At 46.4% G+C, this 25,740-nt stretch carries 18 protein-coding genes; 11 read left to right on the forward strand and 7 right to left on the reverse strand.

All coding sequences use genetic code 11. The annotated features are described in order from the left end of the window. Nucleotides 1–179: 179 nt before the first annotated feature. Nucleotides 180–914 carry a hypothetical protein gene (locus ECHVI_RS08355; RefSeq protein ID WP_157501309.1) on the reverse strand — a complete coding sequence of 245 codons (735 nt, stop codon included), beginning with the start codon at nt 912–914 and terminating at the stop codon, nt 180–182. Nucleotides 915–1,350: 436 nt separating this feature from the next. Between ECHVI_RS08355 and ECHVI_RS08360 the strand changes: the two genes are divergently transcribed. Continuing rightward, nucleotides 1,351–1,842 carry a hypothetical protein gene (locus ECHVI_RS08360; protein WP_015265532.1) on the forward strand — a complete coding sequence of 164 codons (492 nt, stop codon included), beginning with the start codon at nt 1,351–1,353 and terminating at the stop codon, nt 1,840–1,842. 148 nt (nt 1,843–1,990) lie between these two features. Here ECHVI_RS08360 and ECHVI_RS08365 read toward each other — a convergent pair whose 3' ends face one another. Both ECHVI_RS08365 and ECHVI_RS08370 read right to left on the reverse strand, forming a co-directional pair. Beyond that, nucleotides 1,991–5,014 (reverse strand): SbcC/MukB-like Walker B domain-containing protein, encoded by a 3,024-nt coding sequence (locus tag ECHVI_RS08365; protein WP_015265533.1) that lies wholly within the window; start codon nt 5,012–5,014, stop codon nt 1,991–1,993. After that, the gene (locus ECHVI_RS08370; RefSeq protein ID WP_015265534.1) at nt 5,011–6,240 is read right to left on the reverse strand and encodes a metallophosphoesterase family protein; all 1,230 of its coding nucleotides are present in this window, start codon (nt 6,238–6,240) and stop codon (nt 5,011–5,013) included. The genes ECHVI_RS08365 and ECHVI_RS08370 overlap by 4 nt, the downstream gene beginning before the upstream one ends. 309 nt (nt 6,241–6,549) lie before the next feature. Here ECHVI_RS08370 and ECHVI_RS24235 point away from each other — a divergent pair, with 309 nt between their 5' ends. Beyond that, entirely contained in the window at nt 6,550–7,089 is a 540-nt protein-coding gene (locus ECHVI_RS24235; RefSeq protein WP_157501312.1) for a septal ring lytic transglycosylase RlpA family protein, read from the forward strand. Between the two features lie 375 nt (nt 7,090–7,464). On the opposite strand, the gene ECHVI_RS08380 is transcribed toward ECHVI_RS24235, so the two are convergent. After that, a complete protein-coding gene (locus tag ECHVI_RS08380; RefSeq protein ID WP_015265536.1) occupies nt 7,465–8,379 on the reverse strand; it encodes a bestrophin family protein in 915 nt (304 codons plus the stop codon). Between the two features lie 214 nt (nt 8,380–8,593). Here ECHVI_RS08380 and ECHVI_RS08385 point away from each other — a divergent pair, with 214 nt between their 5' ends. The 5 genes from ECHVI_RS08385 to ECHVI_RS08405 all read left to right on the forward strand — a co-directional run bounded on the left by ECHVI_RS08385 (nt 8,594) and on the right by ECHVI_RS08405 (nt 17,709). Continuing rightward, complete coding sequence (locus tag ECHVI_RS08385) at nt 8,594–8,800, forward strand: hypothetical protein (protein WP_015265537.1); 207 nt, start codon at nt 8,594–8,596, stop codon at nt 8,798–8,800. 63 nt (nt 8,801–8,863) lie between these two features. After that, nucleotides 8,864–9,925, forward strand: a complete 1,062-nt coding sequence (locus tag ECHVI_RS08390) for a BF3164 family lipoprotein (RefSeq protein ID WP_083891966.1) — start codon at nt 8,864–8,866, stop codon at nt 9,923–9,925. 143 nt (nt 9,926–10,068) lie between these two features. Continuing rightward, a complete protein-coding gene (locus ECHVI_RS08395) occupies nt 10,069–11,142 on the forward strand; it encodes an efflux RND transporter periplasmic adaptor subunit (protein ID WP_015265539.1) in 1,074 nt (357 codons plus the stop codon). A gap of 2 nt (nt 11,143–11,144) precedes the next feature. Beyond that, a complete protein-coding gene (locus tag ECHVI_RS08400) occupies nt 11,145–14,192 on the forward strand; it encodes an efflux RND transporter permease subunit (protein ID WP_015265540.1) in 3,048 nt (1,015 codons plus the stop codon). Nucleotides 14,193–14,601: 409 nt separating this feature from the next. Beyond that, entirely contained in the window at nt 14,602–17,709 is a 3,108-nt protein-coding gene (locus ECHVI_RS08405) for an efflux RND transporter permease subunit (RefSeq protein ID WP_015265541.1), read from the forward strand. Nucleotides 17,710–17,956: 247 nt separating this feature from the next. Here ECHVI_RS08405 and ECHVI_RS08410 read toward each other — a convergent pair whose 3' ends face one another. Continuing rightward, the gene (locus ECHVI_RS08410) at nt 17,957–18,445 is read right to left on the reverse strand and encodes a hypothetical protein (protein ID WP_041738438.1); all 489 of its coding nucleotides are present in this window, start codon (nt 18,443–18,445) and stop codon (nt 17,957–17,959) included. Between the two features lie 40 nt (nt 18,446–18,485). Then, nucleotides 18,486–19,607 carry a 6-bladed beta-propeller gene (locus tag ECHVI_RS08415; RefSeq protein ID WP_015265543.1) on the reverse strand — a complete coding sequence of 374 codons (1,122 nt, stop codon included), beginning with the start codon at nt 19,605–19,607 and terminating at the stop codon, nt 18,486–18,488. A 173-nt stretch (nt 19,608–19,780) separates the two neighbouring features. Between ECHVI_RS08415 and ECHVI_RS08420 the strand changes: the two genes are divergently transcribed. The 3 genes from ECHVI_RS08420 (at nt 19,781) to ECHVI_RS08430 (ending at nt 23,697) form a co-directional block, all read left to right on the forward strand. Then, entirely contained in the window at nt 19,781–20,962 is a 1,182-nt protein-coding gene (locus ECHVI_RS08420) for a hypothetical protein (RefSeq protein WP_015265544.1), read from the forward strand. Between the two features lie 408 nt (nt 20,963–21,370). Next, nucleotides 21,371–21,976 (forward strand): hypothetical protein, encoded by a 606-nt coding sequence (locus ECHVI_RS08425; RefSeq protein ID WP_015265545.1) that lies wholly within the window; start codon nt 21,371–21,373, stop codon nt 21,974–21,976. Nucleotides 21,977–23,112: 1,136 nt separating this feature from the next. Further along, the gene (locus tag ECHVI_RS08430) at nt 23,113–23,697 is read left to right on the forward strand and encodes a hypothetical protein (protein WP_015265547.1); all 585 of its coding nucleotides are present in this window, start codon (nt 23,113–23,115) and stop codon (nt 23,695–23,697) included. 64 nt (nt 23,698–23,761) lie between these two features. Here the strand turns inward: ECHVI_RS08430 and ECHVI_RS08435 are convergent, their stop codons facing one another. Then, complete coding sequence (locus ECHVI_RS08435; RefSeq protein ID WP_015265548.1) at nt 23,762–24,484, reverse strand: hypothetical protein; 723 nt, start codon at nt 24,482–24,484, stop codon at nt 23,762–23,764. 608 nt (nt 24,485–25,092) lie between these two features. Here ECHVI_RS08435 and ECHVI_RS08440 point away from each other — a divergent pair. Next, the gene (locus ECHVI_RS08440) at nt 25,093–25,689 is read left to right on the forward strand and encodes a hypothetical protein (protein ID WP_015265549.1); all 597 of its coding nucleotides are present in this window, start codon (nt 25,093–25,095) and stop codon (nt 25,687–25,689) included. The last annotated feature ends 51 nt before the right edge of the window (nt 25,690–25,740 follow it).

The following is a 25,740-nucleotide window of genomic DNA, read 5'->3' on the forward strand; positions in this document are numbered from 1 at the left end:
CATGGTCCGCTCGTCTAAAAAAATGTACCTCGTTTGTAACGAGGTACATTGATGTGTTTTGATAAGGGCATTTGCAATGCTCGCCTGGGAAATGTGATTTCTTTCATAGCGCATCATGGCAAACGCCCAGTTCAAAAGCCCCCGTTTACGACGAGGGCTTTTTTGCCAATGAAAGTTTATTATTTGAATTCACCGTTTTTCAGTTTGAGGGCATCTGCAAGATGGGCCTCGATCATATCATAAACCGCTTCATTACCATCTTCATTGTTAGGACCAACGATGATCATGCCATCACCATTGCCATCTTGTACTAAACCAGGGTCAATGCCCATTAGGAGTTGGTCCATGTACAGCTCAAGCACCAATTCTTGGGTAGCATTTACTTCAGTGCCTGGATTGAACTTGATGTCGATTTTATCTTCGATGTCCATATACATCATGGAAGGAATCCCTTTCCAGTCGGCTTTGATAAGGACGGATTTTCCATACATTTCACTGTTTTCCGGTAGATTGTCTGCTTTGGTCAGGTCAAAGGTCAGGTTGGTATAGAAGCCATTTGGGGCTAAGAAACTCCCCATTCTTGAAAGCAAGATATGCTCGTCTTTCACCATAGGAACTACAAATTTTGGCCCCTTATTAGGTGTCATAATGTTGATGGGCCTGGTTTTGCTATCAGCAATTTTTAAGTGCATTTTGACATCCTTGACAGCGATGTTTACATCGGTAACGGTGACATTTTTGAATACCAAGCTTCCATCATCCCCTTCAGAAGGGATGTTGGTACTTACCTTTGCAGAAAGGGTTACTTCACTTTCTTGAATTTCTTGCGATTCTTCTGTTTGGTTACACGATACCAATATGGCAGAAGTGGAAAACGCCAACAAAAGGTTTCTAAAAGTTGTTGTTCGACTCATAGTTGTAAAGTTTTGGTTAGTAATGAAATAGTGCTTGTTTGTAGGGTCGATATTACTTTAATTCTAGCATAGAAGAATATGGTTTGTAGCCATTTGTAAATCATCTGTGTTTTTAAGATAAAGTGCTGGAAAACAGGTGGGAGGTATAAATAAAAAGTAATTTTAGCATCGTTAATACGGAGATGATCACAAGGTCGGGGTGGAAAATATCTTGGATCAAACCATCTTTCGGGTGTGGCTACATCAAGAATCGGACATTGCAGATACAACTAGCCTCACCTTGTACCGCTTAATCCAATGCCTTAGTAGAAAATATTGATTTACAAAAAATACATTTAAGCCTACAAAAAACAACCGTTTGTTTTTAATGAATTGAATATCATTTATTTATGGGTAAATTCATTTGTTTTTTTATCCGTTAACAAAATTCAACAACATGAAACCTCAGAATTATTTTTGGCTTATTGGATTGACTGTTATTTTATTTTCATCCTGTAACAATGGCGACGATGAGCCGGATCCAGTAAGTTCGGGAGGAGGAACATTAACCTTGACTGGAGATGAAGCCCATTATACCTCCAATAAACTGGAAGTCAGTGAGACGGCCTATGGCCGGGAGGATTTGACAGGGTTGGAAGAGTCTTTGGTGGCTGTATCCAGTGGGATTTTCATTCCTAAAGCCGGTGAAGGTCAGTTGATCCCTGAAGGAACAAATTTGGAAAAGCAATTTGTACTGGTGGCTTCTGAACTGGCCATTTCGATGAGCATTTTTGCGGAGGGAGTAAAGCGGGATTATATTTCTGACGTGAGTAACCCGATCAATGTCACGATCAGCACCGCGACAAAAGAAGTGATATTTTCCAATGCCCGGGTAATCAATGCGGACAACAACTCCGTTTTGACACTCAATGGCACCTTGACTTGGTAACTGCGCAGCTCCTCATAGGCGGACTCATCAATCGATCTAATGAACCTGTTTCCAACGCATCCTTCCCCATAAACAGGGGGGAATGGTTTTTGATACAACCATGATTAAATCCGGTTTATGAAGAAGTAGCGACCATGTCATTTTCGGCTCAAAAGGAATACGATACTTGGCTGCCATTTTCTGGATCCAGCTCCACTTGAGCATATACCCCGATTTCCTGCTGCAGCTCTTCCACATGGGAAATGATTCCGACAATCCTTTTTTCATGCCGGAGGGATTTGAGCGTTTCGAAAACCGTCCTCAGGGCATTTTTGTCCAATGCCCCAAAACCTTCATCCAGAAAGAAGAAACTCTGGTCGGCGCGGTTGAGGGCTTTCACTTTTTCCGCGAGGGCCAAGGCCAGGCAGAGGGATGCCTGAAATGTCTGACCACCTGAAAGGGTTTTGAGCAGCCTCCTTTTTCCGCCGTTGAGGTGGTCTTTTACCCAGAAGGTGTTGCTGTCATCCACTTCCAGGGTAAGGCTATTTTTGGCCAATTGCATAAACCGGATATTGGCTGTTTGGACCAGCTCTTTTAGGTATATATTGGATACATACTTTACAAATCCGCTGCCTTGGAAGAGCCCATAGAGCTCTTTTAGATTGGTTTCGCGATTTTCTACCGATTGAAAATCCTTTTTAAGGCGGGCTTTTTCTTCCAATTTGGCGTTGATATCATCGATTTCTTTCTGGAGCAGTGCCACACGTTTTTGGGTAGCTTCCAAAGCCGTTTTGGCGGCCTGAAAGGCTGCCTGGACAGCTGTAAACTGTTCTTGGTCAAACGTGGCCACGGCTTCTTCTGCCTCCAAGGCTTGGATTTTGTCTCGCATGAGGGCGCGCTGCCGGTCAAAGGCCTTGATCTCTTCTTCCATTTTGGTCTGGTCCAGGGATTTTTCCAACAAGTCCTTGACGGTCTGGATACCGGTAAAATCATGTTGGGCCAAGGCCAGGGAAAGGGATTCATCGGTTTTTCCCAGCTTGGTCTTTACTTCCGCCAACCGTTCCTGATAGGTTTTCAGGTGGGCCAAATTGGTGGTTTGCTGTTGCCGTGCTTCGTTTAGGGCATCCTGTGCCCTGGGTAGGTTTACTTCCAGGTCATCCAAGTAACGCTTTACTTTGGAGATGTCTTCATCGATTTGGGCGGCGCTGGCAGATCGGTATTTTTCCAGCAGGTCAGGGTAGTTTATTTCGGCTAACTTGGTTTCGATTTTGGTTTGCAGGGTCTTTACTTCTTGTTCGGCCGCTTGGAAGCGGTTCAGGTCCTGCTCTGCTTTGGTCAAAAACGCCTTCTGCTCCGCAAGCAGGGCCTTGAGTTGTTGTTGGAGGTTCTTTTCGCGCTGAAGGGTGTCCTTGGCGGTTTGCAACGCCTGCGCCAGGTCCGCTTCCTGTGCGCCACCATTTTCTTTTAAAAGTTGCTGGATGCGGTTTTGAAGTTGATCGGCTTCTTGTTGTTTTTCAAGATGGCTTTTTTCTGCATTCTCCATGTTCAAGTGCAGCTTTTCATAGCTCGATTGGGTGGAGCGCAAGGTTTCCAGCCGCTGGCTGAAGCGCTGGATGGCCTCATCGGTTTTTTGCAGCTTTTCCTCATCAAAGTGATGCTCCAAAGGAGCGGGGTGCTCCATGGCTCCACAAAGGGGACAAGCTTCCCCAGGTTTTAATTGATGGGCATAGGTAAATAAACCCTGCTGCTGTAAGAGGTGTTCACGATCCTTTTGTACTTGATGGAGTTGCTCGGTGGTGGTTTGGATCGCGGACGGGAAAGTGGGAGCCTCCATGGCCGCTTCCTGCAGGAGTTGCTGTTGGGCCTTTTGGGTGGACGCAATGTCTGCCGAAAGTCCCTTTAGCTGATCGGAAAGCAGCTTGGACCGGTCTTCCAATTGCCGAAGTTCCAGCAAGGCAGCTTCCATTTTGCTGACATGATCCAGTTCCGGAGCCGCTATTTGCTCAAGTGCTTTTTCAGCATCCTCAATTTGGTGGGTCAGTTTATCTTTTTGTTCCTGTTGAGCGCTGTTTTGCAGGTTGAGCTGCTGCAGTTGTTGCGCTAAGGAGTCCTTTTCAGAAGAAAGCTTGTTGAGTTCCTTGATTTGGAGGAGGTCACGGATGCGGGCTTCTTTCTCTCCTTTGTTGCTGTAGTCCTTGTAAAGCTTCTGATAGCGGGTGTTTTTCTCTTCGATTTCCTGCTCGAAGCGTATCTTGAATCGCTCACAATCCGCCACACTTACCCGGTATTTTTCCAGGTCAATTTCGAGTTCTTGAAATTGATCGAGGAGCGGTTTTACATAGGCTTGTGCCTTTTGGTACTGTTGGAGCAAGCGTTGCTTTTCCTGGAATGCTGGCAGCTGCTGATCGGACGCCGCCAATTGGGTTTTGAGTTGGATCAGCTGTTCTGCCTTTTCCTTTACTGCTAAGCTGCTGTTGAGCTGCTTTTCTTTTTCAGTGAGCCGTTGGTCCTCTTCTTTTTGTTGGGCCAACTGCTGTTGCAACTGGCCTTCGGAGGTTTGGAGGGCCTCTTTGGTAAATGCTGCCAATCCCTCCAGTTGGGTTTCGAGCTTGATCTTCTTTTCCTTTTCGATTGAAAGCAGCTGCTTGGTCTTTCCAGCGAGGTCAAACCGCTCCAAGCCAAAGAGTTCTTTCATCATTTCCGCCCGGTCTTTGGGCTTCTGTTCGATAAACTCCCTGAATTTCCCTTGGGGAATGATGACGGTTTGGCGGAAGTGGTCCATTTTCATGCCGACCAACTCCTCACCTTTTGCTTCCAGCGGAAGCCAGCCTTCGCTAGACTTTTCATAAAAAGTGTGCGTAGCAGGTTTTACATCATCAAAATTCTTGGTGTTTCGCTTGGCAATGTAAGAAGCTTTGTAGCTGGTTTCATTGTTTTTGCCTGCCTGGAATTCAAAGTGGATGGCGATGCCCGGGCTTTGGAGGTTGACCATGCTGTTCTTTTCTCCCTTGCTGGCCAGCCGTTCAGTAGTGCCATAAAGGGCGAGCAGAATGGCTTCCAGTATGGAGGATTTGCCGCTCCCTACCGCTCCGAAAATACCGAAAAGACCCGCGCCGGTAAGGTGGGTAAAGTCAATGGTCTGTTTTGCTTTATAGGAATATAGTCCTTCAATTTCCAGTTTTACAGGGATCATAGCTGTTCGTTTTGACTGATGATTTCGTTAAAAAGTACGCTGATCTCCTCGTTTGGGGCCACACCTTTGCTGCTTTGGTAAAACTGGGAGAAAAGTGTTCCCATGTCTTTTCCCAAATCCTCTGCGCGAAGGCCACTTCCGTCAGCATTCTGGTCTCCAGTAAGTCTGGGGATCAAATTGACGATGCCGTCATGGGCTTTCATGATGGTTTTGCGCGTTTCTGCATCGATGGAAGAGGTCGTTTCGTAGATGATTTCTACGAAACAGTAAGGGTTTTCTTGCAGCCAAGCTAAGGTGTCGGCCAAGTTGGAAAAGGTCTTTTGATATAGCGGCCGCCCTTGTTTTAGTGAGATGGGTTCGTATTGGACGGGGGTGTTAGGTTCCGCTTTCACCAGAACCACCTTTTTTTCTTGGTTGGCTTCACTGAAACTGTAGGCCAGTGGCGAGCTGCTGTACACCACAGGACACGGCTGCTTGTCCACCGAGTGGTAGCGGTGGAGGTGCCCCAGTGCAGCATATTGGATGCTGTCTGGAATCAGGTGCGTGTAAAGTGCCTGGGTGCCGCCCACGTGAAGAATGGGGCGTTCACTCTCCGGTTCGGCTTCGGGTTTTTCACCTTCTTTCATAAAGAAAAAGTGCCCCATAAAGAGGTTCACTCCTGCATCATCACAGTAATTGTCAGCGATATTTTGCCACTTTTTGCCCAAAACTTCCCGTAAAGCAGCCTCTTTGTCCTCTTCACCCAAGTACGTTTTTAGCAACACTTCATTGGCATAGGGCGCCAGGATAATGCGCACTGGAAAAGGGTGTTGCGGCAATTTAAGCTCAACAAACCCTGGGGAAGACTGCGTGATTTCCAGACCGCTGTCCACCTTCCCTGGAGCGAGCACTTGCTCATAGCTGCTGTAAAAAAGAATGCCCAACTCCCTGGCCAGCGGATCCGGGGCACTGATGAATTGGGTGCTGTCATGATTGCCGGAAATGGCCACCACAGGCCTTTTCCCGTCCTTGGAGAGCTTGCGGAGGGTTTTATAGAGCAGTTCGACCGCCTCATGACTGGGATTGAAACTGTCAAAGATGTCTCCTGCCAGCAGTACCAAATCGACGTCTTCCCGATCGGCCACTTCAATCATTTCTTCCAGTACGAGCTGTTGTTCGGGCAGTCTAGCATATTCTTGTAGGCGTTTGCCTAAATGCCAATCCGCTGAATGTAAGAGTTTTAACATATTTTAAAAAGCAAGAGCTTTTCTTTTTAATGGAAAATCAGATTAAATTTAGGGGCTTAAAAATTGGTAAACAAACCCAATAGCAGTTCTAAGGTATGAAAAGGCCAACATATTCGTTGTCCTGAATATATTGACTTTCATGGCCGTTTTATCAGTCCTAAGCGGAAATGGTAAAGCATTTATGATGTCAGGAAAGCTTGTCTACCGAAGGGCAAGTGGGCAAGCGTTGGGCTGTGCCGTTCTGCTCGTGTATGATGGTTTATGATACCCAATTGAAAATCTGGCATTTAAATTGTTAAGCCGATGCTTATGAGAAAAATATTGTTTTTGTCCCTGTTATTGAGTGTGTTAGGGTTCGGGGAGCTGTTGGCACAGCCGCCTGTATTGGGAGTGGATTCTACCTTGGTGATAGAAGAGGGGATAGCAAGTTATTACGGGCGTTTTTTTCACAACAGGAAGACGGCCAATGGCGAGATATTCGACATGGAAGGGATGACGGCAGCACACAAAAACCTGCCTTTCGGCACCATGATTCGGGTGACAAACCTCCGAAATGGCAAAGATATCATTGTGAAAGTCAATGACCGTCTTCCCCAGAATTCCAAACGCACCATCGATTTGGCAAAAGGTGCTGCCCGAAAGCTCGGCATGATCCAGATGGGATTGGCACCTGTCACCATCAGCGTCCTAAAACCTCAAGGGATGGCCCGGCTTATGGATTACTACGAAGATGATGTGCCGGGCAGCCTACGGCTAAGGTTGTACTTTGAGCCCATAGCGGTGGAGAAAGACACCACCGTGATTTTTGCTTGGCCAGACTGGGCAGCGGATTTCGATAGCGGCGGCTGAATATATTTTTACCTTTTCCCCTTGAGGGGGAGAATTACGTTGCTGTCTGAGGTAAATCACATCATTAAAACAGTTCAACTTTTATTTACGCCCCTAGTCCCCTCAATGCTATTAAGTTAATGGAAATTTATGTGGTGTCAGTCCGAGCGCTTGCCTGACCGGCAGGCAGGGAGTCGAGGCCCGGCATTACCCTTCGACTTTAGTTTATCCTGAGCTTGTCGAAGGGCTCAGGGTGACAAGCGAGTTGTATTTACCCTAACTTAAGAGCATTGAGCCCCCTATAAGGAGGAATTGTTACTTGACTAAGGGAGTTTCTTGTCGATATGGCGACTCCACTTTCTAACCTTCCAACCTTAAAACCTTCCAACCCTCCCCCTACATCACATATTCGTCATTGATAGGGCTGACGGGGTCGGGGATGTGTTCTTCGTGGATCATTTCGAGCAAGTTGATTTCGATGGTACGGGTGATCTGATCGAGGGGGATACCTGTCGGGATGGGCTCAAATGGATTCAAAATGGCCTGTCCAATAAAATGGATGGTGTGAAAGACATAGCCGATGATGGTACCAAAGGCAATGGCCCTCCATTCTACCGTAGGAGCCACCGCAAGGGTAAAAGCAATATTAAATAGCCAAATAAAAGCTTTGGTATAGTAGTTATAGGAAGTCGGAAAAACGGTGTTCTTGATCCGTTCGGACTTGCCCATCTCATCACAGAAACGGGTGATTTCCCTGTTAAGCTCCAAAAATTCGAAACCATCGATAAGTTTTTCCTTTCGCCAGGTTTTCAGTTCCGTCGTTTGCAGGCTGAGGATGGCATTGTGTTTATTGCTTTCATTTTCTATGATATCCAGGTCGCTTTGAATGAGGTATTTCTTATACTCATGCTCATCGGTACCACGGAGATTTTCCTTTAGGGCGTACAGAAAGGCAATATGGCGTTTGATGGCATATTCTTTCATCAGCTGCAGGTGCTGGTCTTTGATGTGTTCAGAAGCAACGGGGAATTGCAGGACATGACGGGCCCAAGTGCGGGAACTATTGACCAATGTACCCCAGATTTTACGGGCTTCCCACCAGCGGTCATAGGCTTGGTTGTTATTAAAACCGATAAAAAAGGCCAGCGCAGTACCCAGGATGGTGGGAATGATCGCAGGCATTTCGAAATGATACTGGACAAAATACCTATAGAAAAAATAAGCCATCGAGCAGGTCAGGGCAACCAATATCGTGTTTTTCCACGTACCCCTGACAATGCGGCTCAACCGGATATCATGTGTAATGATCATGGAGGGAGTCTTTTTTGGTAATGTAAACAATTTACGAAAAAATAGGCGGAAAGAAACCTACCAATGTTTGCATTTAGTAAATGCAAAGAGCTGATTTAACATCATCTAAGATTTCAACGTTCACGAGTTATATCGGTACACTTTCCCTTTTATATTGATATTTTGTTTAGGCTATCGGTGTAAATCAATTCTTTAACCAAAAAACAATGTTGACATGAAAAAGAAAAGAATGTTACCAAAAGTAGTGATGGCTGCCAGTGTGGCTGTTATGGGCGTGGGAGTATTCCAGTCTTTTGATGCGGAGGCTCAGACCACTGGAGGAGGAGTATGTTGTCAAACGAAGGATAAGACATGCTATCATCCTGACAATATATACTTCGCCGATTCCATTTGGAAGAGTGGAGCGAGTACCTGTAGTTAATTTGAATGCTTGCCCGACCAGAAAGTACTTTTGTTCTGGTCGGGCTTTTTTAAACAAAAAATAATGAGAAAATTAAGTTTATTGATGTGTCTTTTGCTTCTTTTTTCTTGCACGCAAGAGAAAGAAGAAGTATTCCCTAACTATGAAGTCAAGGTTTTTATGAGGGATGATATTCCAAATACAAAGTTCCTGAAAGGAGAAAAACTTGATTTTGGGGAATTCTTGGAGCCTCGGTACATTATGGTAAATGAGGACTATATCTTAGTTTGCGAAAACGGCTTGAACGATATTTTCTATGTATATGACAAAGAAGCACTAACCTATGTGAAGAGCATGGGGAAAGATGGCTTTGGTCCTGGAGAGATATCCAGAAGTAATTTTTTGCACAAGGGGCTGAGCAAGGGGGATTTTTGGGTGTATGATAATGAAGGAAGAACCTTTAATAAATTTAATCTCTACAATGACACTAATAAACTCGCCGTAAACCAGATAAAGCAAACGGACGCCTTGTCATCAGTAACGAATTTCGTCCCCATCACAGACTCGACCTTTATGGCGATGGCGATGGATAGCGAACATAAATTTTTGGAATATAACTGGAATGGGGGTTTAATAAACACTTATGGTAAGTGGGAGCATATGTCTGAGGAAAGCTTCTCTTCATTTATTCTGTTTGTGGTAAACCAAGGAAAGCTAATTGGATCTGCGGATAGAATTTTTTTTGGAATCTGTGGAGTTCAGAGAGACTATATAGATATCCTAAATCGTGAAACGGGTAAGGTTTTGTCCATAAGAGGGCCAGAAAATATAGATCCAGAATTTGAAATAAGCAATAGTAGAGGATTTGATTATCCGTTAATAGAATCAGATAAAATCTATTATAGAGGCTTGTTTTTTGGAAAATCCTCAATCTTTGCATTGTATTGTGGATTTACCGATAAGGAGAGCATAGAGAAGCAGGAATCGAGGATATTTGAGTTTGATTACAGGGGAAACATACTCAATCAATATTTCCTGGATAATTCGATCCTATCGTTTACCGTGGATGAGGAGGAGAAGAAGTTTTATTGCGTGAGCTTCCACGAAGAAGACCCTAATGTAGTACTATTTTCATATGACGAATAATATTGGATTGATACCTGTGTGATGTTAATTATAAAAATCAAGTCAATAAAATATCGCTTGACCCCTTAAAAGGCGCCACACTCCCTTTGCTTTTAATTAAATATTTAGTTAATTAAGGAGGTCAATATTTTATTATCTTTTCCATGAAGTCAAACAGCCTGTTTTTATTGCTGGTTTTCCCGTTTCTTTTTTCCTGTGAAAACAGTACGGAGCAGCAAGAGGAAATCCCCCTCGAATCCATGCGCAATGAAGTCTCTGCCACCAAGGTGACGGTGGCCAAGGCGGAGCAGCGTTCCTTCGACTACCTGATCAATGCCTCCGGCAAGGTAGAGGCAGGTCAGGAGGTAATGGTGGTCATCGAGCGACAGGGCTACCTCAAAGAGCTGAGCGTCCAAGAAGGCCAGTATGTGGAGGCCGGGGCGGTCATCGCCCGTCTGGACAATACCGACAATGTCTTCCGCAAGGAAAAGGCGCTGGTGCAGCTGAAAAACGCACAGGCTTCCTATAACAGCGAAAAACTGGGCTTTGGATCCATCCTGGAGGGAGAAGACCAGGAGCAAGTGCTCCAGCTGGACGAGCAGTTGAAGGCCAGCAGTGGCCTGCTGTCCGCGGAGATCGAGCTGAAGGAGGCCGAGCTGGAACTGGCCAAGGCCACGATCAAGGCCCCCGTCTCGGGCAAGGTGGCCGACCTGCAGGTGAAACCCGGTAGCCTCGTCAATGCCGGCGATGAACTCTGTGAGGTGCTCAATACCCACACCCTGCTGCTCAACGTGAAAGTCCTCGAATCCGACATTCCCTTTATCTCCCTCGGCCAGACAGCGGAGGTCTATCCCGTTTCTGCCGGTACGGGCACACTGTCCGGCAAGGTGGGCAGCATCAACCCCAAGGTGGACGAAAACGGCCTGGTGGAAGTGGGCATCAAACTGACGGGTGCCCAGAAACTGCTCCCCGGCATGAACGCCCGGGCGGTGATCCGCGCCCCGCAGTCGGACAATGTGGTGGTGCCCAAGCAGGCGCTGGTCTATCGCTCCGGCCGGCCGGTGGTTTTTACGGTCAACGGCAAAGAAGCCAAGTGGAACTACGTGGAGGTGGGCAAGGACAACGGCCGTGAGATCGAAATCCTGGACGGCATCAAGGACGGGGAAACCGTCATCACCAGCAACAACCTGCAGCTGGGCCACCAGGCGCAAATCCAAATCGCAAAAGAAAACGAATAGCCATGGTCAGATTTTTATTGGCAAGACCGATTGCGGTGACCATGGTCTTTATGGCCCTGATGGTGTTCAGCGTGATCGCCTTCACGAAGCTTCCCGTATCGCTGCTGCCGCCCATCGATGTGCCGCAGATCGTGGTCAAGGTGAACTACCCCAATGCCTCGCCCGAGGCGATCGAGCAGAACGTGCTGCGCCCCGTGCGGGAAAGCCTGATCACGCTGAACGGCCTGGAGGACATGCAGAGCAAGGCTGGCAGCGAAACGGGCACGGTACGGCTGCAGTTTGCCTACGGTACTTCCATGGAGCTGGCCTATATCGAGGTGAACGAAAAGATCGATCGATTGACCAACAGCCTTCCCGAAGAACTTTCCCGCCCCCAGGTCATCCGCATCAATACCAATGACATTCCCATGGTCCACATCCAAGTGGTGCCCAAGGAAGGAACGGACTACGCCGAGGTGACCAAGCTGGCCGAAAATGTCCTCAAAAAGCGCATTGAACAACTGGAAGGGATTTCCCTGGTGGACATCAACGGCAAGCAGGAACGGGTGATCACCGTGCGCCCGGACAAGGCCGTGCTGGCAGGGCTGGGCCTGAGCGAGCAGGATGTGCTCAATGCCATCACGGCGGGCAACCGGGAGCTTCCCGGCATCAGTGTCAAGGACGGGCAGTACCGCTACTTCCTGCGGCTGGCGACACGTGTGGACACGCCCGAGGACATCGAAGACCTTCCGGTCAGTGGTCCCGGGGGAATGGCCGTGCCGTTGGGCAAAGTGGCCGACGTGCAATACCGCATGGGCGAGACCATGGGCTACCACCTCTATGGAAAACAGGAGGGATTGGTGATCACGGTCCACAAGCAGGCCGCGGCCAAGATGAACGAACTCATGGAAAAGGTCCGGGCGTCCGTGGGCCATTTCAAGCAGGACTACCCACAGGTGGACTTTGCCATGACCCAGGACCAGAGCACCCTGCTCAATGCAGGGATCAGCAACCTGCAGACCAGCCTACTCTTTGGGGGGATCTTTGCCTTCGGGGTGCTGTTCATCTTCATGGGCAACTACCGCATGCCGGTGATCATTGGCCTGAGCCTGCCGGCTTCCCTGGTGATCAGCTTCTTGGTCTTTCAGGCAGCGGGCATTTCCATCAACGTCATCTCCCTGAGCGGATTGGCCCTTGGGCTGGGCATGCTTATCGACAATGCCATCATCGTGCTGGACAATATTACCCGCAAGCGCCAAGAGGGGCTGCCGCTGTTCGAGGCCTGTGTGCAGGGGGTAAACGAGGTGATGTCCGCACTGATCAGTTCGGTGCTGACCACCTTGGCGGTCTTTGTGCCGCTGGTATTTCTGAGCGGGATTTCCGGCGCCCTGTTCCTGGACCAGGCGGTCTCGGTGGCGGCGATCCTGTTCGTGTCGCTGGTGGTGGCCTTTGTGCTGCTGCCATTGCTGTACCGGGTATTCTTTGCCCGTAAAGCCTGGGAAGGCAACCGCGAGGACAGCCCGTTTTTCAGGAAGATCATAAAGCTGTACAAAGAGGGCTACCAAATGGTCATGGCCAATAGGAAGTGGAGTTTGGCGTTGCTCTTTGCGCTGATCCCGGTGTTTTTGTTGGTGGGTACCGTTTTGCCCACGGAAGGCCTTCCGCCCATTGCCAAAAAAGATGCCGTGCTGGAGGTGGACTGGAACGAGCCCATCGGCGTGAAGGAAAACCGTGACCGCGTAAAGGGCATCATGGCCAACTTGGAAGGGGATTTTGAACAGGCAGAAGCGGATGTGGGCGTGCGGCAGTTTTTGCTCTTTGACAGGGAGAATTCCGTGCAACAGGCGACGGTGTACCTGGATTTCAAGGACGAGCCGTCCAAGGAGCAACTGACGGCACGGCTGGAAAGGATGATGGAACGGGACTTTCCCCGAGCGACAGTGGAGGTCAGCGATGCCCCGAACGCCTTTGACCAGTTGTTTGCCTCTGACATTCCCCATTACGAAATGCGCTGGAAGGAACTGGAAAGCAAGCGGCCGGTCCCTGCTGCCGAGATGACTCCTTGGCTGGAAGAGCTGCCCGTTGCCAACTGGAAGAAGGGCCCCGGGCTGCAGGAGGAATCGGCGGTGCTGTTCCGTATCGACCTGGAAAGATTGGCCCTCTACGGGATCGATATCGACGTGTTGATTGCGGAGATCGAAAGGCTCTTTGGCCGCTATACCATCGATGAGATCAAGCGTTTCAGTGAAGTGACGCCGATCCGGCTGGAGGGCAGCACGTCAGACTTTAGGACCATCCTCCGCAGCAATTACCTGGAAGGAACGGAAGGGCAGCGTTATGCCCTTGACAATTTTATCAGGGTCAGTTATGAAGACCATTACAAATATGTCACGGCGGACAAGACGGGAATCTATCAATCGGTCAGCCTGACGGGCGCCCATCCGGAGCAGCAGGAAAGCAAGTTGAGGGACTGGGGCCGGGAGAGGAATTTCAGTGTGTCCTTTACGGGACAATATTTCAGGGACCGGGAAAATATCCGTCAACTGATGGGGATATTGGGTGTATCGGTGCTGTTGCTGTACTTTATCCTGGCCGCACAGTTTGAGAGTTTTGTACAGCCGCTGATCGTGATCTTTACCCTGCCGTTGGGCATTGGCGGGGCGCTGCTGATGCTCTGGCTGACGGGTACCTCGCTGAACGTGATGTCCGCCATTGGCCTGGTGGTCATGTTGGGCATCATGGTCAATGACGCCATTCTCAAGATCGATACCGTCAACCGCCTGCGGGAGCGCTATGCCTCGGAACATCCCGGGGGGACAAGCAGGGAAATACTGGATCGGGCATTGTTCCGGGCCGGGGAAATCCGGTTGAAGCCCATCCTGATGACTTCGATCACGACCATCCTGGCGCTGCTGCCGGTAGTGTTCAGCTCGGGACTTGGAGCGGACCTGCAGCGGCCCTTGGTCTTCAGCGTCATCGGTGGCCTCACCATCGGCACGCTGACGGCATTGTATTTCGTGCCGCTGGCGTATTGGGCGCTGAGTAGGGAGAAAGTATCAAGATTAGAGTAAAGAGTCAAGAGGAAAGAACAAAGATTGATTGGAGAAGAGAGAATGCGAAAAGTTCCTCTTTTAGGGGGATTGAGAGAGTGAAAAAATATCAAGCATCAAGTAGTGAGATACGAGTATTGACATTGTTCCTCCCCTTGTAGGGGAGGTTTGGAGGGGTTAATTGTATGGCGACGAACAGCGAATTTTGATGATGGATAAAAATCAGCCCACTCCCTGCTCTTATCTCACTACTAAAGCCTAACAGATGACAAAGTATCAAGTAGCAAAATATTAGTATAAAGATTAATCGAGCAGTTTATAAGAAGAAAGAGCATAGATTGAGTCTGGAGACTCAACTCTTGCAGTCCCACGTCAGAGACGTGGGACAACGGAGTCTTGATTCTTTCATCTTGGTTCTTTTATCTAAAAAATGACTTCATTCAGGATCACGATATCGTTTTTTGTGCTGGCCATCATCGGCTTTGCGCTGGTACCACGGCTGACCGTGGAGCTGAACCCGCGTGAACAGCAGCCTGTGCTGAGTGTCTCGTTTGCCGTGCAGCAGGCGGCACCGGAGCTGGTCGAGAAGCTCGGTACGGCGCCGCTGGAAGGGCTGTTTTCGCAGTTGTCGGAGCTGAAGAAGATCGAGTCGGTGTCCAACTATAACAACGGGCGGATCACCTTGCGCTTTGACAAGCACACGGACATGGAGTTCAAGAAATTCGAGGTGGCCTCCCTGATCCGGCAGGTGTACCCGTCGCTGGACCAAAAGGTAAGCTATCCGCTGATCTACCAATCTGCCCAGCAGCATGAGGAGCCGCCCATCCTCCAGTACAGCATCAATGCGCCCTATGCGCCTTTTGAGATCAAGAAGGTGACCGAGGATGTACTGAAATCCGTCCTTACGCGTTTTGACGAAGTGGAAGAGATCCAGGTTTATGGTGCCAACGACCTGCAGCTTTATGTGACCTACGATATCCAAAAACTACAGGCCATGGGCCTTACCCGGGGAATGCTGACGGGAGTGCTGCGCAATGCCTTTGGGACGGGGTATCCGGGGATGGCGGTGAACCACCAGGGGGAAGCGCTCTTCATCCAGCTGAACCGGAGCCTGACCCGTATGGACCAGCTGGAAAACCTGCGGATCACCAGTCTGGACGGGAAGGAAGTATACCTTCGGGACCTGGCCAGGTTGACCTTGGAAGAGGCCGAACCCAGCCGCTTTTACCGGATCAATGGCAACAACTCGGTGACCATGAGCATCACCAGCCGGCCGGGCGTGAACAAGGTGGTTCTGGCCAAAAAACTGCGGGAGGCAGTCGGGCAGGCCGGACAATTGCTTCCGGCGGGCTATGATGTGCGCCTGGAGCAGGACGACACCGAATTCCTGTCCAAGGAACTCCATAAAATCTACCAACGTTCCGGGCTTTCCATTCTGATATTGGTGGTCTTTATCTTTTTGATCAACCGCAACTGGCGGTACCTGACAGTACTTTTCCTTGGGATCCTGATCAACTTGAGCGTCACGGGGATCATCCTGTATGCCCTGGGGACCCACCTGCACCTGTACAGCATTGCAGGGCTGACGATTTCCTTTGGGCTGATCGTGGACAATGCCATCATCATGATCGACCACCTGCACAAGCACCGCAACAGGAAGGTCTTTCTGGCGCTTTTGGCCGCATCCTTCACGACGATCGCAGCATTGCTGATGGTGTTCCTGCTGCCAGAGGAAGACCAGCGTAACCTGACCGATTTTGCCGTGGTGGTGGCGGTGATGCTGGCGGTATCCCTGCTGGTGGCCCTGCTGTTTACCCCGGCCATGTACGGGCTGTTGTTTGGCGAGAGGGCACAGAAGGGACGAAAGTTGACCTTGCCGGAGCTGCGGAGAAGGGCGGCCTGGTTCAGGAGGTATGTTGGCATGATCGGCTTTGTGGCCCGGTTTCGGAAAACACTGATCACCTTGCTCGTATTGCTCTTTGGCCTTCCCATTTTTTACCTTCCGGCCAAATGGGAAGGACAGGAATGGTACAACAAGACCGTTGGCAGTACGGTCTACCAAGAAGATATCCGTCCTTATGTGGACAAGGCCCTGGGAGGGTCTTTGCGCATGTTTGTCCGCGGGGTATTCGAAAAATCGGGTTACCGCGAAGCCTCGCAGACCCGGCTATATGTCAATATCCGGTTGCCCTTTGGCAACACCCTCGACCAGATGGACTTTATCGTAAGGGAATTTGAGGAGTTCCTGAAAGGGGTGAAGGGCGTGGACAAGTTTGTCAGCAACGTATCCTCCGGGCAGTACGCTTCGATCACCATCACATTTGAGGATGCCTATGAGAATTCTGCGCTTCCCTATCAGCTGAAAGGGCGGCTGTCGGTAAAGGCCACCGACTGGAGCGGGGCCAATTGGAGTATTTATGGTGTGGGGCAGGGCTTCTCGGCCGGCCCCGGTGGAGAGGGGATTCCATCCTTTACGGTCATGATGAAGGGGTACAATTTTGACGAACTGGAGCGGCAGTCCGAGGTGCTCGCCGAAAAGCTGCTGCGGCACAAGCGTATCCAGGAGGTGAACACCAACGAACGGATGGGCTACGGGGAAAGGACCTCTGAGGAGTTTGTCCTGCGGTTTGACCAGCGGCAGCTGGCACTGCAGCGGGTCAACCAGTACGAGGTGATCAACGCATTGGAGGGGGTCTCCAAGCCCACGCGCAGCTCACTTTACCTGAACCTGGACGATACCAACTACGGTGTGATGGTACGGGAGGAAGATTCGGAAGGTTTTTCCCGGTTTGACCTGGAGGAGACCACGCTGATCAGTGGGGAAGACCGGATGTTCAAGGTGTCCAGCTTGGGGACGTTGGAGAAGGAGACCACGACCAACTCCCTGCACAAGGAAGACCGGCAGTACATCCGCAGGGTGGCCTTTGAGTACATGGGCTCACGGAAGTTTGGCAGCGAGTACCTGGAGGAGGTGCTGGAAGAAATGAAGGCCAGTATGCCCATTGGTTATTCGGCTGAGACGTCATCCTACTATTGGGGCTATGACAAGGCCAAGCGGCAATACACCCTGTTGCTGGTACTCATCGTAGCGATTTTCTTTATCTGTGGGGTGCTCTTCGAAAACCTGAAGCAGCCATTCTACATCATTGCCGTGATTCCCATTGCCTTTATCGGGTTGTTTTTGATCTTTTCCCTGTTTGATTTTTACTTTGACCAGGGCGGTTATGCGGCCTTTGTGATGCTGGGTGGCCTGGCGGTGAATGCGGCCATCTTTATCGTCAATGACCTGAACAACCGCAGCAAGGGAAGGTACAACCGCAACGTGCTGAAATCCGTGGCGGGCAAGGCTATTCCAATCCTGCTGACCGTTCTTTCCACTTGTTTTGGCTTGGTCCCTTTTATCATGGAAGGGCAGAATGAGATTTTCTGGTTTTCCCTGGCCATTGGCACCATCGGGGGGCTGGTGTTCAGCATGGTAGGGGTCTTTTTGGCACTGCCGGTGTTTTTGTGGAGGAAAGAATTCAAACAAAAGGCTTGAGATCCGTGACATAGGCCTGAGAAGACGTTCCCGATCGGTTAGTTTTGGGGGTGATTCTTTAAATGATAAAGGGCAAGAATCCTCCCACTGTCACGGTAGAGTCCTTTTGCCAATTGGGTGAAGGGGTTGTTCACCTTGGCGAGCTGGGTGCTGTTTTTTTTAACGCTCGATTAGGAGATCAGGTGGAAAGCTTAAAATACAATATTGCCCTTCTTCTCATCGATTGAAAAACTTAGCATTCGGTAATCTAATTGACTCCCTCCATAGACAAAGCCTCTTTAGCTACAATCTTATCCAATTGCTCATGAAAAAGGTCTACCATGCCTAAATTGGCCAATGATTTAGCACGTTGATGTTTTAATATATATGCCATAAAATGTTTGTTGTTCAAGGATGTGGTATCCAAATGATTGGTTTTGTAAAAGGAATTGGTAGGGTCATGTAATACGGGGTAAGGGAAAGACATTTTTTCTAGTTCTTTTTTAAGGGTTTCTTTATCCTTCCCGGTGAAATAAAAAATGAATGTTATTTCTGGATATTTTTCTTTCGTTTCATCCCACCTAAATACTTTTGAAAATGGAACGAGCATAAGCTTATCATAATTGAAATATACCACCACTTGATTATCACAATCAAAACAAATTTCATTTGAGCTTCCTTTAGCCGTAACAATGTCTAGGTTTTCTGGAAGGGTTAAAGGTTCATTTGCTTTTTTGCAAGCAATGGTGAAAAACATAAACAGTATTAAGTAGAATGAACGAAGGAAGACCATGTAATTAGGAAGTTAATGTCATTGAAATAAGGATTGGATAATCAAACGCTTTTTTTGGAAGGGAGAACGTTTCGGATCCCCCTGCTTCTTTTAGGTATTGCTCAAGGATACTACGGTAGGTAATGAAGAGCAGGTTGTCCTTATCATCTATACCGACAGGATGAAAGAGCCATGGCGTTTTTGCATCTGTGATACTAACTTTAACAGGGCTGCCTTTATGATCTATCAGAAGAAGTTCTTTTTCTACTCCGTTAGTGCCTTGAATCATACATTCCGCCAATGTTAGGTTGTGTCCGCGGTAGACACCGATAATATTTCCGAAACCTTTTTCATTTAACTTTGGAAAGCTCTCCATAATGTCCGATTTCCAAAACCATTTGGGGATTGCATAGGCACCAAAATCAATTTTCATTACTTGGTGTAAGGAATCGTGCTCATAGGTAAGAATATGGTCGCTAAATGATTCTATAATGAAAAGCTCATTGCCCTGTTTATAAAAATTCCGTTCGCTCATAGGCAGTAGTTTTCCACTGTAGTCATTGGGTAAGTAGGTGCCTTCGAGGTTGCCTTTGTTGGATAGTTTGATGATCCTGTTTTGGACGAAGGGGGAATTATAACCTCCATAAAGGAGGTATTTACCATTAGGAAGTTTGGTGAATGATGTAGCAATGTAATTTACCTCAAATTTTTGAATGGGATTTTCATCGATTTGATAAATGGCGACTTTATCACCCGCACCGGAGAGTACAAAGAGTTCATCATCCTCACTTACGTGAAAATCGATTATGGAGGGAACTTGGTCAGGACCTTCTCCTTCTTCTATGGCCGCACCCAGATACTTGCCAGATTGATGGAATACCTGAATGCTCTTTTGTTTCGCTTCTTCGTCCATGATAAAGATCTTTTGATTAGAGAAGCGTATTCTTAATTTTAAACCCATCAGGTTTTCAGAAGTGGTCTCTAACCCCTTAGCTTCGGCCAATGTTAGTTTAGTATGTCTCACTTCTTTAATATTTTCCAAGGATATCGAAGTCATCGATGCTTTATCATCACTCTCCTTGGTACAGGCTATCAATAGAAAATAGGATATTACGATAAAAAACTTTCGCATGGCCAAAAGTAGCATGGTTGATGTTTAATAAAACTATCAAAATAGTTTTAAAACTAAAAGCTTTTTAATTTGTTTTATTTATCTTGTGCACCAATTGGCTGTTGATTTGCAGTCGAGTTATATATCCATAGTAATCGTGCTGAAGCAGTGTAGGTTATGTGCTGCTAAAATCTCTAAAAGTGAATCAGATGAAATTAAATACGTTTATATACAGTTTGGCAGTGTTGGCCAGTTTGGGGGCCTGTGGGAAGACCGAGAAAAAGGCCGCTGGACCTACTGTCAAAGTGGAGTTGGAAGTGGTAGATTCCTTAGTGGTGGACGAACTGGAACCTTTGGTAATGGATGATCACCGAAGTGACTTGGGGTACTTTATGCTTCGCAATAGGAAAGGGCGGCAGCCGCTATTGGTGGATGAACAGGGGACGGTGATCCGGGAATTTGATATTTTGAACGAAGGGCCTGATGGGATTGGTACTTTCGGGGCAGGGTACAGGCTGCTCAATGACACCAGTTGGATAGCCCAAAACCTGATGCAGGGATATTATGTATTTGACTATCAAGGAAACCGAAAGCAGCATCTACCGGCTCAATGGGCTGGCATGTTTTCGATCTCCATCTATACCAACCGTACGACATTCAATCCTTATATGAAAGACGGTAAAGCCTATATCTTGGGTGAGGAGCAAAATGCATTCGATCACAAAGCCATAAGCGCCAAGGAGCTAGGGAGTGGGTTTTATGACCAAGCGAAGACCATTTTCAACTATGATATCACCAGAGGGGATTTCAAATTGCTCACCACCTTTCCGGATGCTTGGGTGCCCAAATCAGAAGGGCGTTATGTGGGGCCATCATTTCCCCTCGTGACCATTAACCGAAAAAGCATGAAGATGGCCTTGTTGCCTACTGTCGGGAATCAATTGTTTATTTACGACTATTCGGGAAATGAACCGGTTTTAGAAGATACCGTCTCACTGACCCATCGATTTCGACCTGAGGCGGCTCCAGATGCGGATTTGGATGCAGCAAAATGGCTGGATGACTATCCCCTATTTACTGATTTAAGGGTGTGCGGTGACGGTTTTTTGGTAGGATTTTATACTAGGGTTCCTGCGGAAATAGTAAAAGAGCTCCGAGCCAAAAGTGAGGAATATTATAAATTACCTGAAACAAAAGAGGCAAATGAAAAGTACGCGAAGCCGTATTATATGCTTGTCCAAGGAGGAAAACAAGTGGGGGTGATCGATAAATTACCTGTGCACGGTGTGATTGACTTTGCGGATGAAGATGGCTTTATCTATGTCAATGACAATCAGGATCCGGAGGTAGAGCGGGATTATAATGTGTTTTATAAGTTGAAAGTGAAATAGGAAGGGTCGCACCTGCCAAAGGGTGGTCTTTTCGACCCATAAATTAAGATGGGGCATTACCTTGGTGAAAAAAACTTTTATTGGTGATTTCGGTGGTATAATTGAAGAATATGTAAATAATCGGCTTGAATCTATTTGTATATGGCCTAAAATAAGTCCCGCAAACGGTTTCGGTTTGAAAATATGAAAAAGTTATCGTTTTTACTGTATTGTTGCTAAAATGTTAATTGTAAATATTTTTTATTGTTGAATTTGTAATAACCGATTCTCTTTTTTACGTTTGAAGTATAATCACGTGATTCATTAATTAATAGTACCTGCCCAAAATAATTAGCCTCAGAAAATCCGATGTATTCATCGGGAGGTTTTTACAAGAGTTAGATTGTTAACCCTTTAATCATTAAAACCATGAGATTAATTATTGTAACATTGTTGGCCTTGAGCATTTCATTTAGTGCTACGGCCGTAACCGCAGGTCACACTGACCTCAAGAAAGAAGAAAAAGAAGCTAAGGCGGTCCTTGAAAAAATCGGGGACAAAAAAGTTCAGCTTAAGTTTTTGACCGAACCGAAAGGGAATATCCTGGTAAGGATCAAAGATGCTGATAGTGGAGTGATCTTTAAAGAGATCATCAAGACAGAAAAAGAATTTAAAAAGAACTACGATCTATCTGCACTGGCAGAGGGGGATTATGAATTTGAAGTATTCACCCGCCAGGATGGCACGATCAACAATTTTGAAATCACACTTGGTGAGGAAAAATCTGCTGGATCAAACTATTTTACGAAAGTAAAAGTCATTGATGCCAAAAAGGTTGCCTTGCTGGTCAAAGCCCAGGGAGCGAACAAGAAATATGTTCGTATTTTGGATGACGGCCATGTGATCTTTGAAGACACTTTCGAGGGAAATAAATACGGGAAATTATTCACTTTCGAAAGAGTAGCGTCTCTAGATGACCTTGTTTTCGAGGTGAGGGACGAAAAAGGAGTCGGAGAATACCTCTCTGCGCTCTAAACCCAACTTCTTAGCTAAGAAATTTAGGACTGCCTGCTTAGGTAGTCCTTTTTTTGTACCGTAAAGCCTTGTCATTTGGGAAGATTATGGTTCAAGTCGAAAAGTTGGGGGATAGCCTATTTCGATGGGTAAATATTTTTTTGCCAACTTTGGTTCTATTTGGCCACGGATGAATGCTGATAAACACAGATAGAATGCTTAAGAAATGGCAAATCCATGTTCATATCTTTTATCCGCGGCTTACATGACTTTAAACATTTACGATGCCCATGCTTTTGGCCATGAAGAGGACTTCTCGGCAAACCTTGGATTTATCCAGTCCACAGATGAAATAGCATCCTTTTAAATAAAGCTGCCCCCATAAATATTACTTGATGCCTTGTTTTATTATTAAAACGTCATAGCGAGCCCTTTTAGGAGGATGTGGGTTGGAAGGGTGTAGCAATCCCTGATGCTAAGACTGCCGCGGCTCCCTTCCCAAATCTCCTAAGTTTCTTTGCCAAGCTTGTGTTATGCTGGTTGGTGATCATGGAAGTAGCATGCTCGTCTTATCCAAGAGAGACGATCCCTAAGTGCTCCATGTATTTCTTCATGTTTGTAGGGAAGGATAGTTCGTGCCGTAATGATGGTCGGCATCAGAAAGGGTGTTGGTTTCGGGGTCGAATTTCAACCTAAATAATAGGGATTGACATGAAAGTGGTAAATGATGGTTGTATTTTAGGTCGTTAACCTTGGTTTTGTGGTAGTGTATTTATGCAATCGTTTGAAATGGATGCCGCATTTTGATGCTGAAATTTATTTTTCAAAAAATTTAATTTACATTAATATTTTTCTTTGTCGGGATTTGGTAAAATTATATTTCGAATTTAAAATGATCTCGCTTAGGTCTGTGAATCAATTTTAAAAATGCGATATAATTAATGTTTTGATGTAAATATTATCGAATCGTTAATATTAAATATTTTTCATTGAGTATTTGGTAATTATATCGATCCTGTATTACATTTGTAGTGTAATCAAAAACCAAAAGCAATTACACGCCCAAAATAATTAAGCTCAAAAAAACTAAACACCTGGAAAGCCAAAGAGGCTGAAGGGACAAAAGAAATCTAAAAACTCTATAAAATTTTCTAGTTATGAGATTAATTATTGCAACACTAGTAGCGTTCTGTATTTCAGTAAGTACATTCGCGAAGACAGGATCTGACCTGGACGAGAAAACCGTTAAAATCGAGAAAGTAGGAGACAAGAAAGTAGAATTGAAGTTCATGGCTGTGCCTACCGGCAAAGTACTGGTAAGAATCAAAGACCAGAACAGTACCGTGATCTATAAGGATATCATCTCAAGTGATAAGCTATTTGCTAAGAAATATGACCTTACCGCTCTAGAGGATGGTGAGTACAACTTTGAAGTGTTTACTCCAGAGCAAGGAACTATCCAAAACAAGGACCTTTTTGTAGGAACCAAAAGAGTTAAGGCTGATTACTTTACTAAAGTGAAGGTATTGGATGAGAACAATGTAGCTTTCTTGTTGAAGTCTTCAGATGATAGCAAAAAGTTCGTAAGAATCATCGACCAAGGAAATGTGATCTTCGAAGAAACGTTTGAAGGTGACAAATTCGGTAAAGTATTTAAATTCGAAAAAGTAGCTTCTTTGGACGATTTGGTATTCGAAGTAAGAAACGAATCAGGAGACGGAGAATACATTTCTGCCCTGTAAGCAAACATATTTAATAGACGAAAAAGGGTGTTTCCTACTGTTGGAAGCACCCTTTTTTTATTTTTTATTCAGAAGAAATGTAAAGTGCATTTTCAAGATTACCGATAATGGTCAGGTAAAGGTCACGATTTCTGTCTAAATTGTCCGGTTCAATTTCAACCGTCCCATTTCCATTGCCGTCCATGGCTAAAGTCAAGTCCACGTTTTCCAGTAATCGATTTAAATCGAAATTAAGAAAAACTTCTTGATCACCTGAAATACTGATGGCTCCCGAGGCGGCCACTGCAGCGAGCATTTCCTCGGTATCTGTATGGATGGACATCAACTGGTTATTGACATTCCCTTCTATTTTTAAAGTTTTTCCATACATGGGATTGGTTTCGGTAAGCTCAGTGTCCTGTTTAAACTGAAGGGTGATCCCTGTATAGTCTCCTTGTTTCAGGTTTACCGTTCCCATTGCTTTGGTCATGGGTAGGGCACTTTCTATTATGCTAAGACCGACGATTGACTGCTGCTCGAGTGGTATGGCGGCGGAAGTGGTGGTTTCACCTGATCCTTGCAGGCTAACATTGGCAATACTCAGTGCTGTGCTGATGATATTGGCTCCTGCGATGGTCCTGGCATTTTCTTCTGGATTGCTTTCCTCCAGGGCACTGTTTTCGGCGATAGCCCGGGCTTTTACATTTACAGTTGCGGTGGGCATTTCGTCCTGATCTTCATTGGTGCAGGAAAAGAATCCGAGTGTTCCAGCGGTCCATAGTCCGATGAATAATAAGTGCTTTTTCATAATCTCATTAATAGTTGGTTTGTCAGCAGTAGCATCCAAGCAGAATGCCAATAGTGTCTTTATGCGATCCAAAGCGGTAAAAAGCCTTCTATGGCGGTATAGGCGTGGTGATAAAGGACTGTGAATTTCTACATGCCGACTTTAATGCAGGAATTTGTGGTGCTTTTGGATAATGTGTGGAGCATTTTTTTAGGGACGTGCGGAAGGTTTTGTGTCAGAATAGAACATTCATGTGTTCGGAATAGTACAGTTATGAACGGGCAATGGGTTGAAATTCAGTCGAGTGTGTTATGAAAAAAATATTTTTTGAAATTTCTTTTTTCATCACAATACAATAATACCGGCAGGGCCGAAAGTCGTGAAATCCCGAAAAACTGTATTGTTACCGATCATTTCTCCGAACACCTTGTTGATTTTGATACACTTTTGGTCCAGAAATCAGATGCCAATATCCGTTGATTTATGATATTTTAATGTTTTGATGATTTTTTGAGTGACGTTTTTTGCCGTGCCAAAGGGAGAAAAATAGTTGTGGTATGCGATTCGTATGTAGGAAATCACAAACACAATCAAATTTTAATCTTACAATTAACATAACAAATACCGTCATGAAAGCATTATTCACATCCGTTTTTGTATTAGGAATGATTTTCCTCGCCAATGCATCTGCTAACCCAGATACTTTGGTAAAAAAAGAAAGTTTAATGGCCAATACCATGGTAGAGGCTACCGATAAGCACGTTGCAGTGACACTGGGTGCACCGGTGGGAAAAGTTAAGATCTACATTTTGAATGAAGATGATAAGATCTTGGCTGTCAATAAATATAGAGCAAATCAAGCCCTGAAGATTCCTTATAACTTGGATGATCTTCCAGAAGGAGCTTATAAGATCAAAATCAAAACCAAGGATGAAGAAATCACTTATGAGGTGCTGACGGAAGAAAAAAAGGTGGTCATGGACATGCCAATCGTAGCCTACGGCCGTGCCAAGGACCAACACACCATTAACCTGAAAGTATTAGGGATCAAGGTGCCGGGTACACAGGTGGACATTTTCGATGAGTCCAACAAGCGCATTGCCTCTGATGAGGTGAATGTGGAAGAGGGTTTCGAACGAAACTATCGTTTTACCAACAGAGACGTAGAAGGCCTTTATGTGCGGATAAAGGATGCCCAAGGGAGAAAGAAGTATATTTATTTCTAAGATCCCACAAATTAGCATAGGTTTGGGCATAGGGCTGTCAATACGTGACAG

Source organism: Echinicola vietnamensis DSM 17526 (genome assembly GCF_000325705.1).
GTDB lineage: Bacteria > Bacteroidota > Bacteroidia > Cytophagales > Cyclobacteriaceae > Echinicola > Echinicola vietnamensis.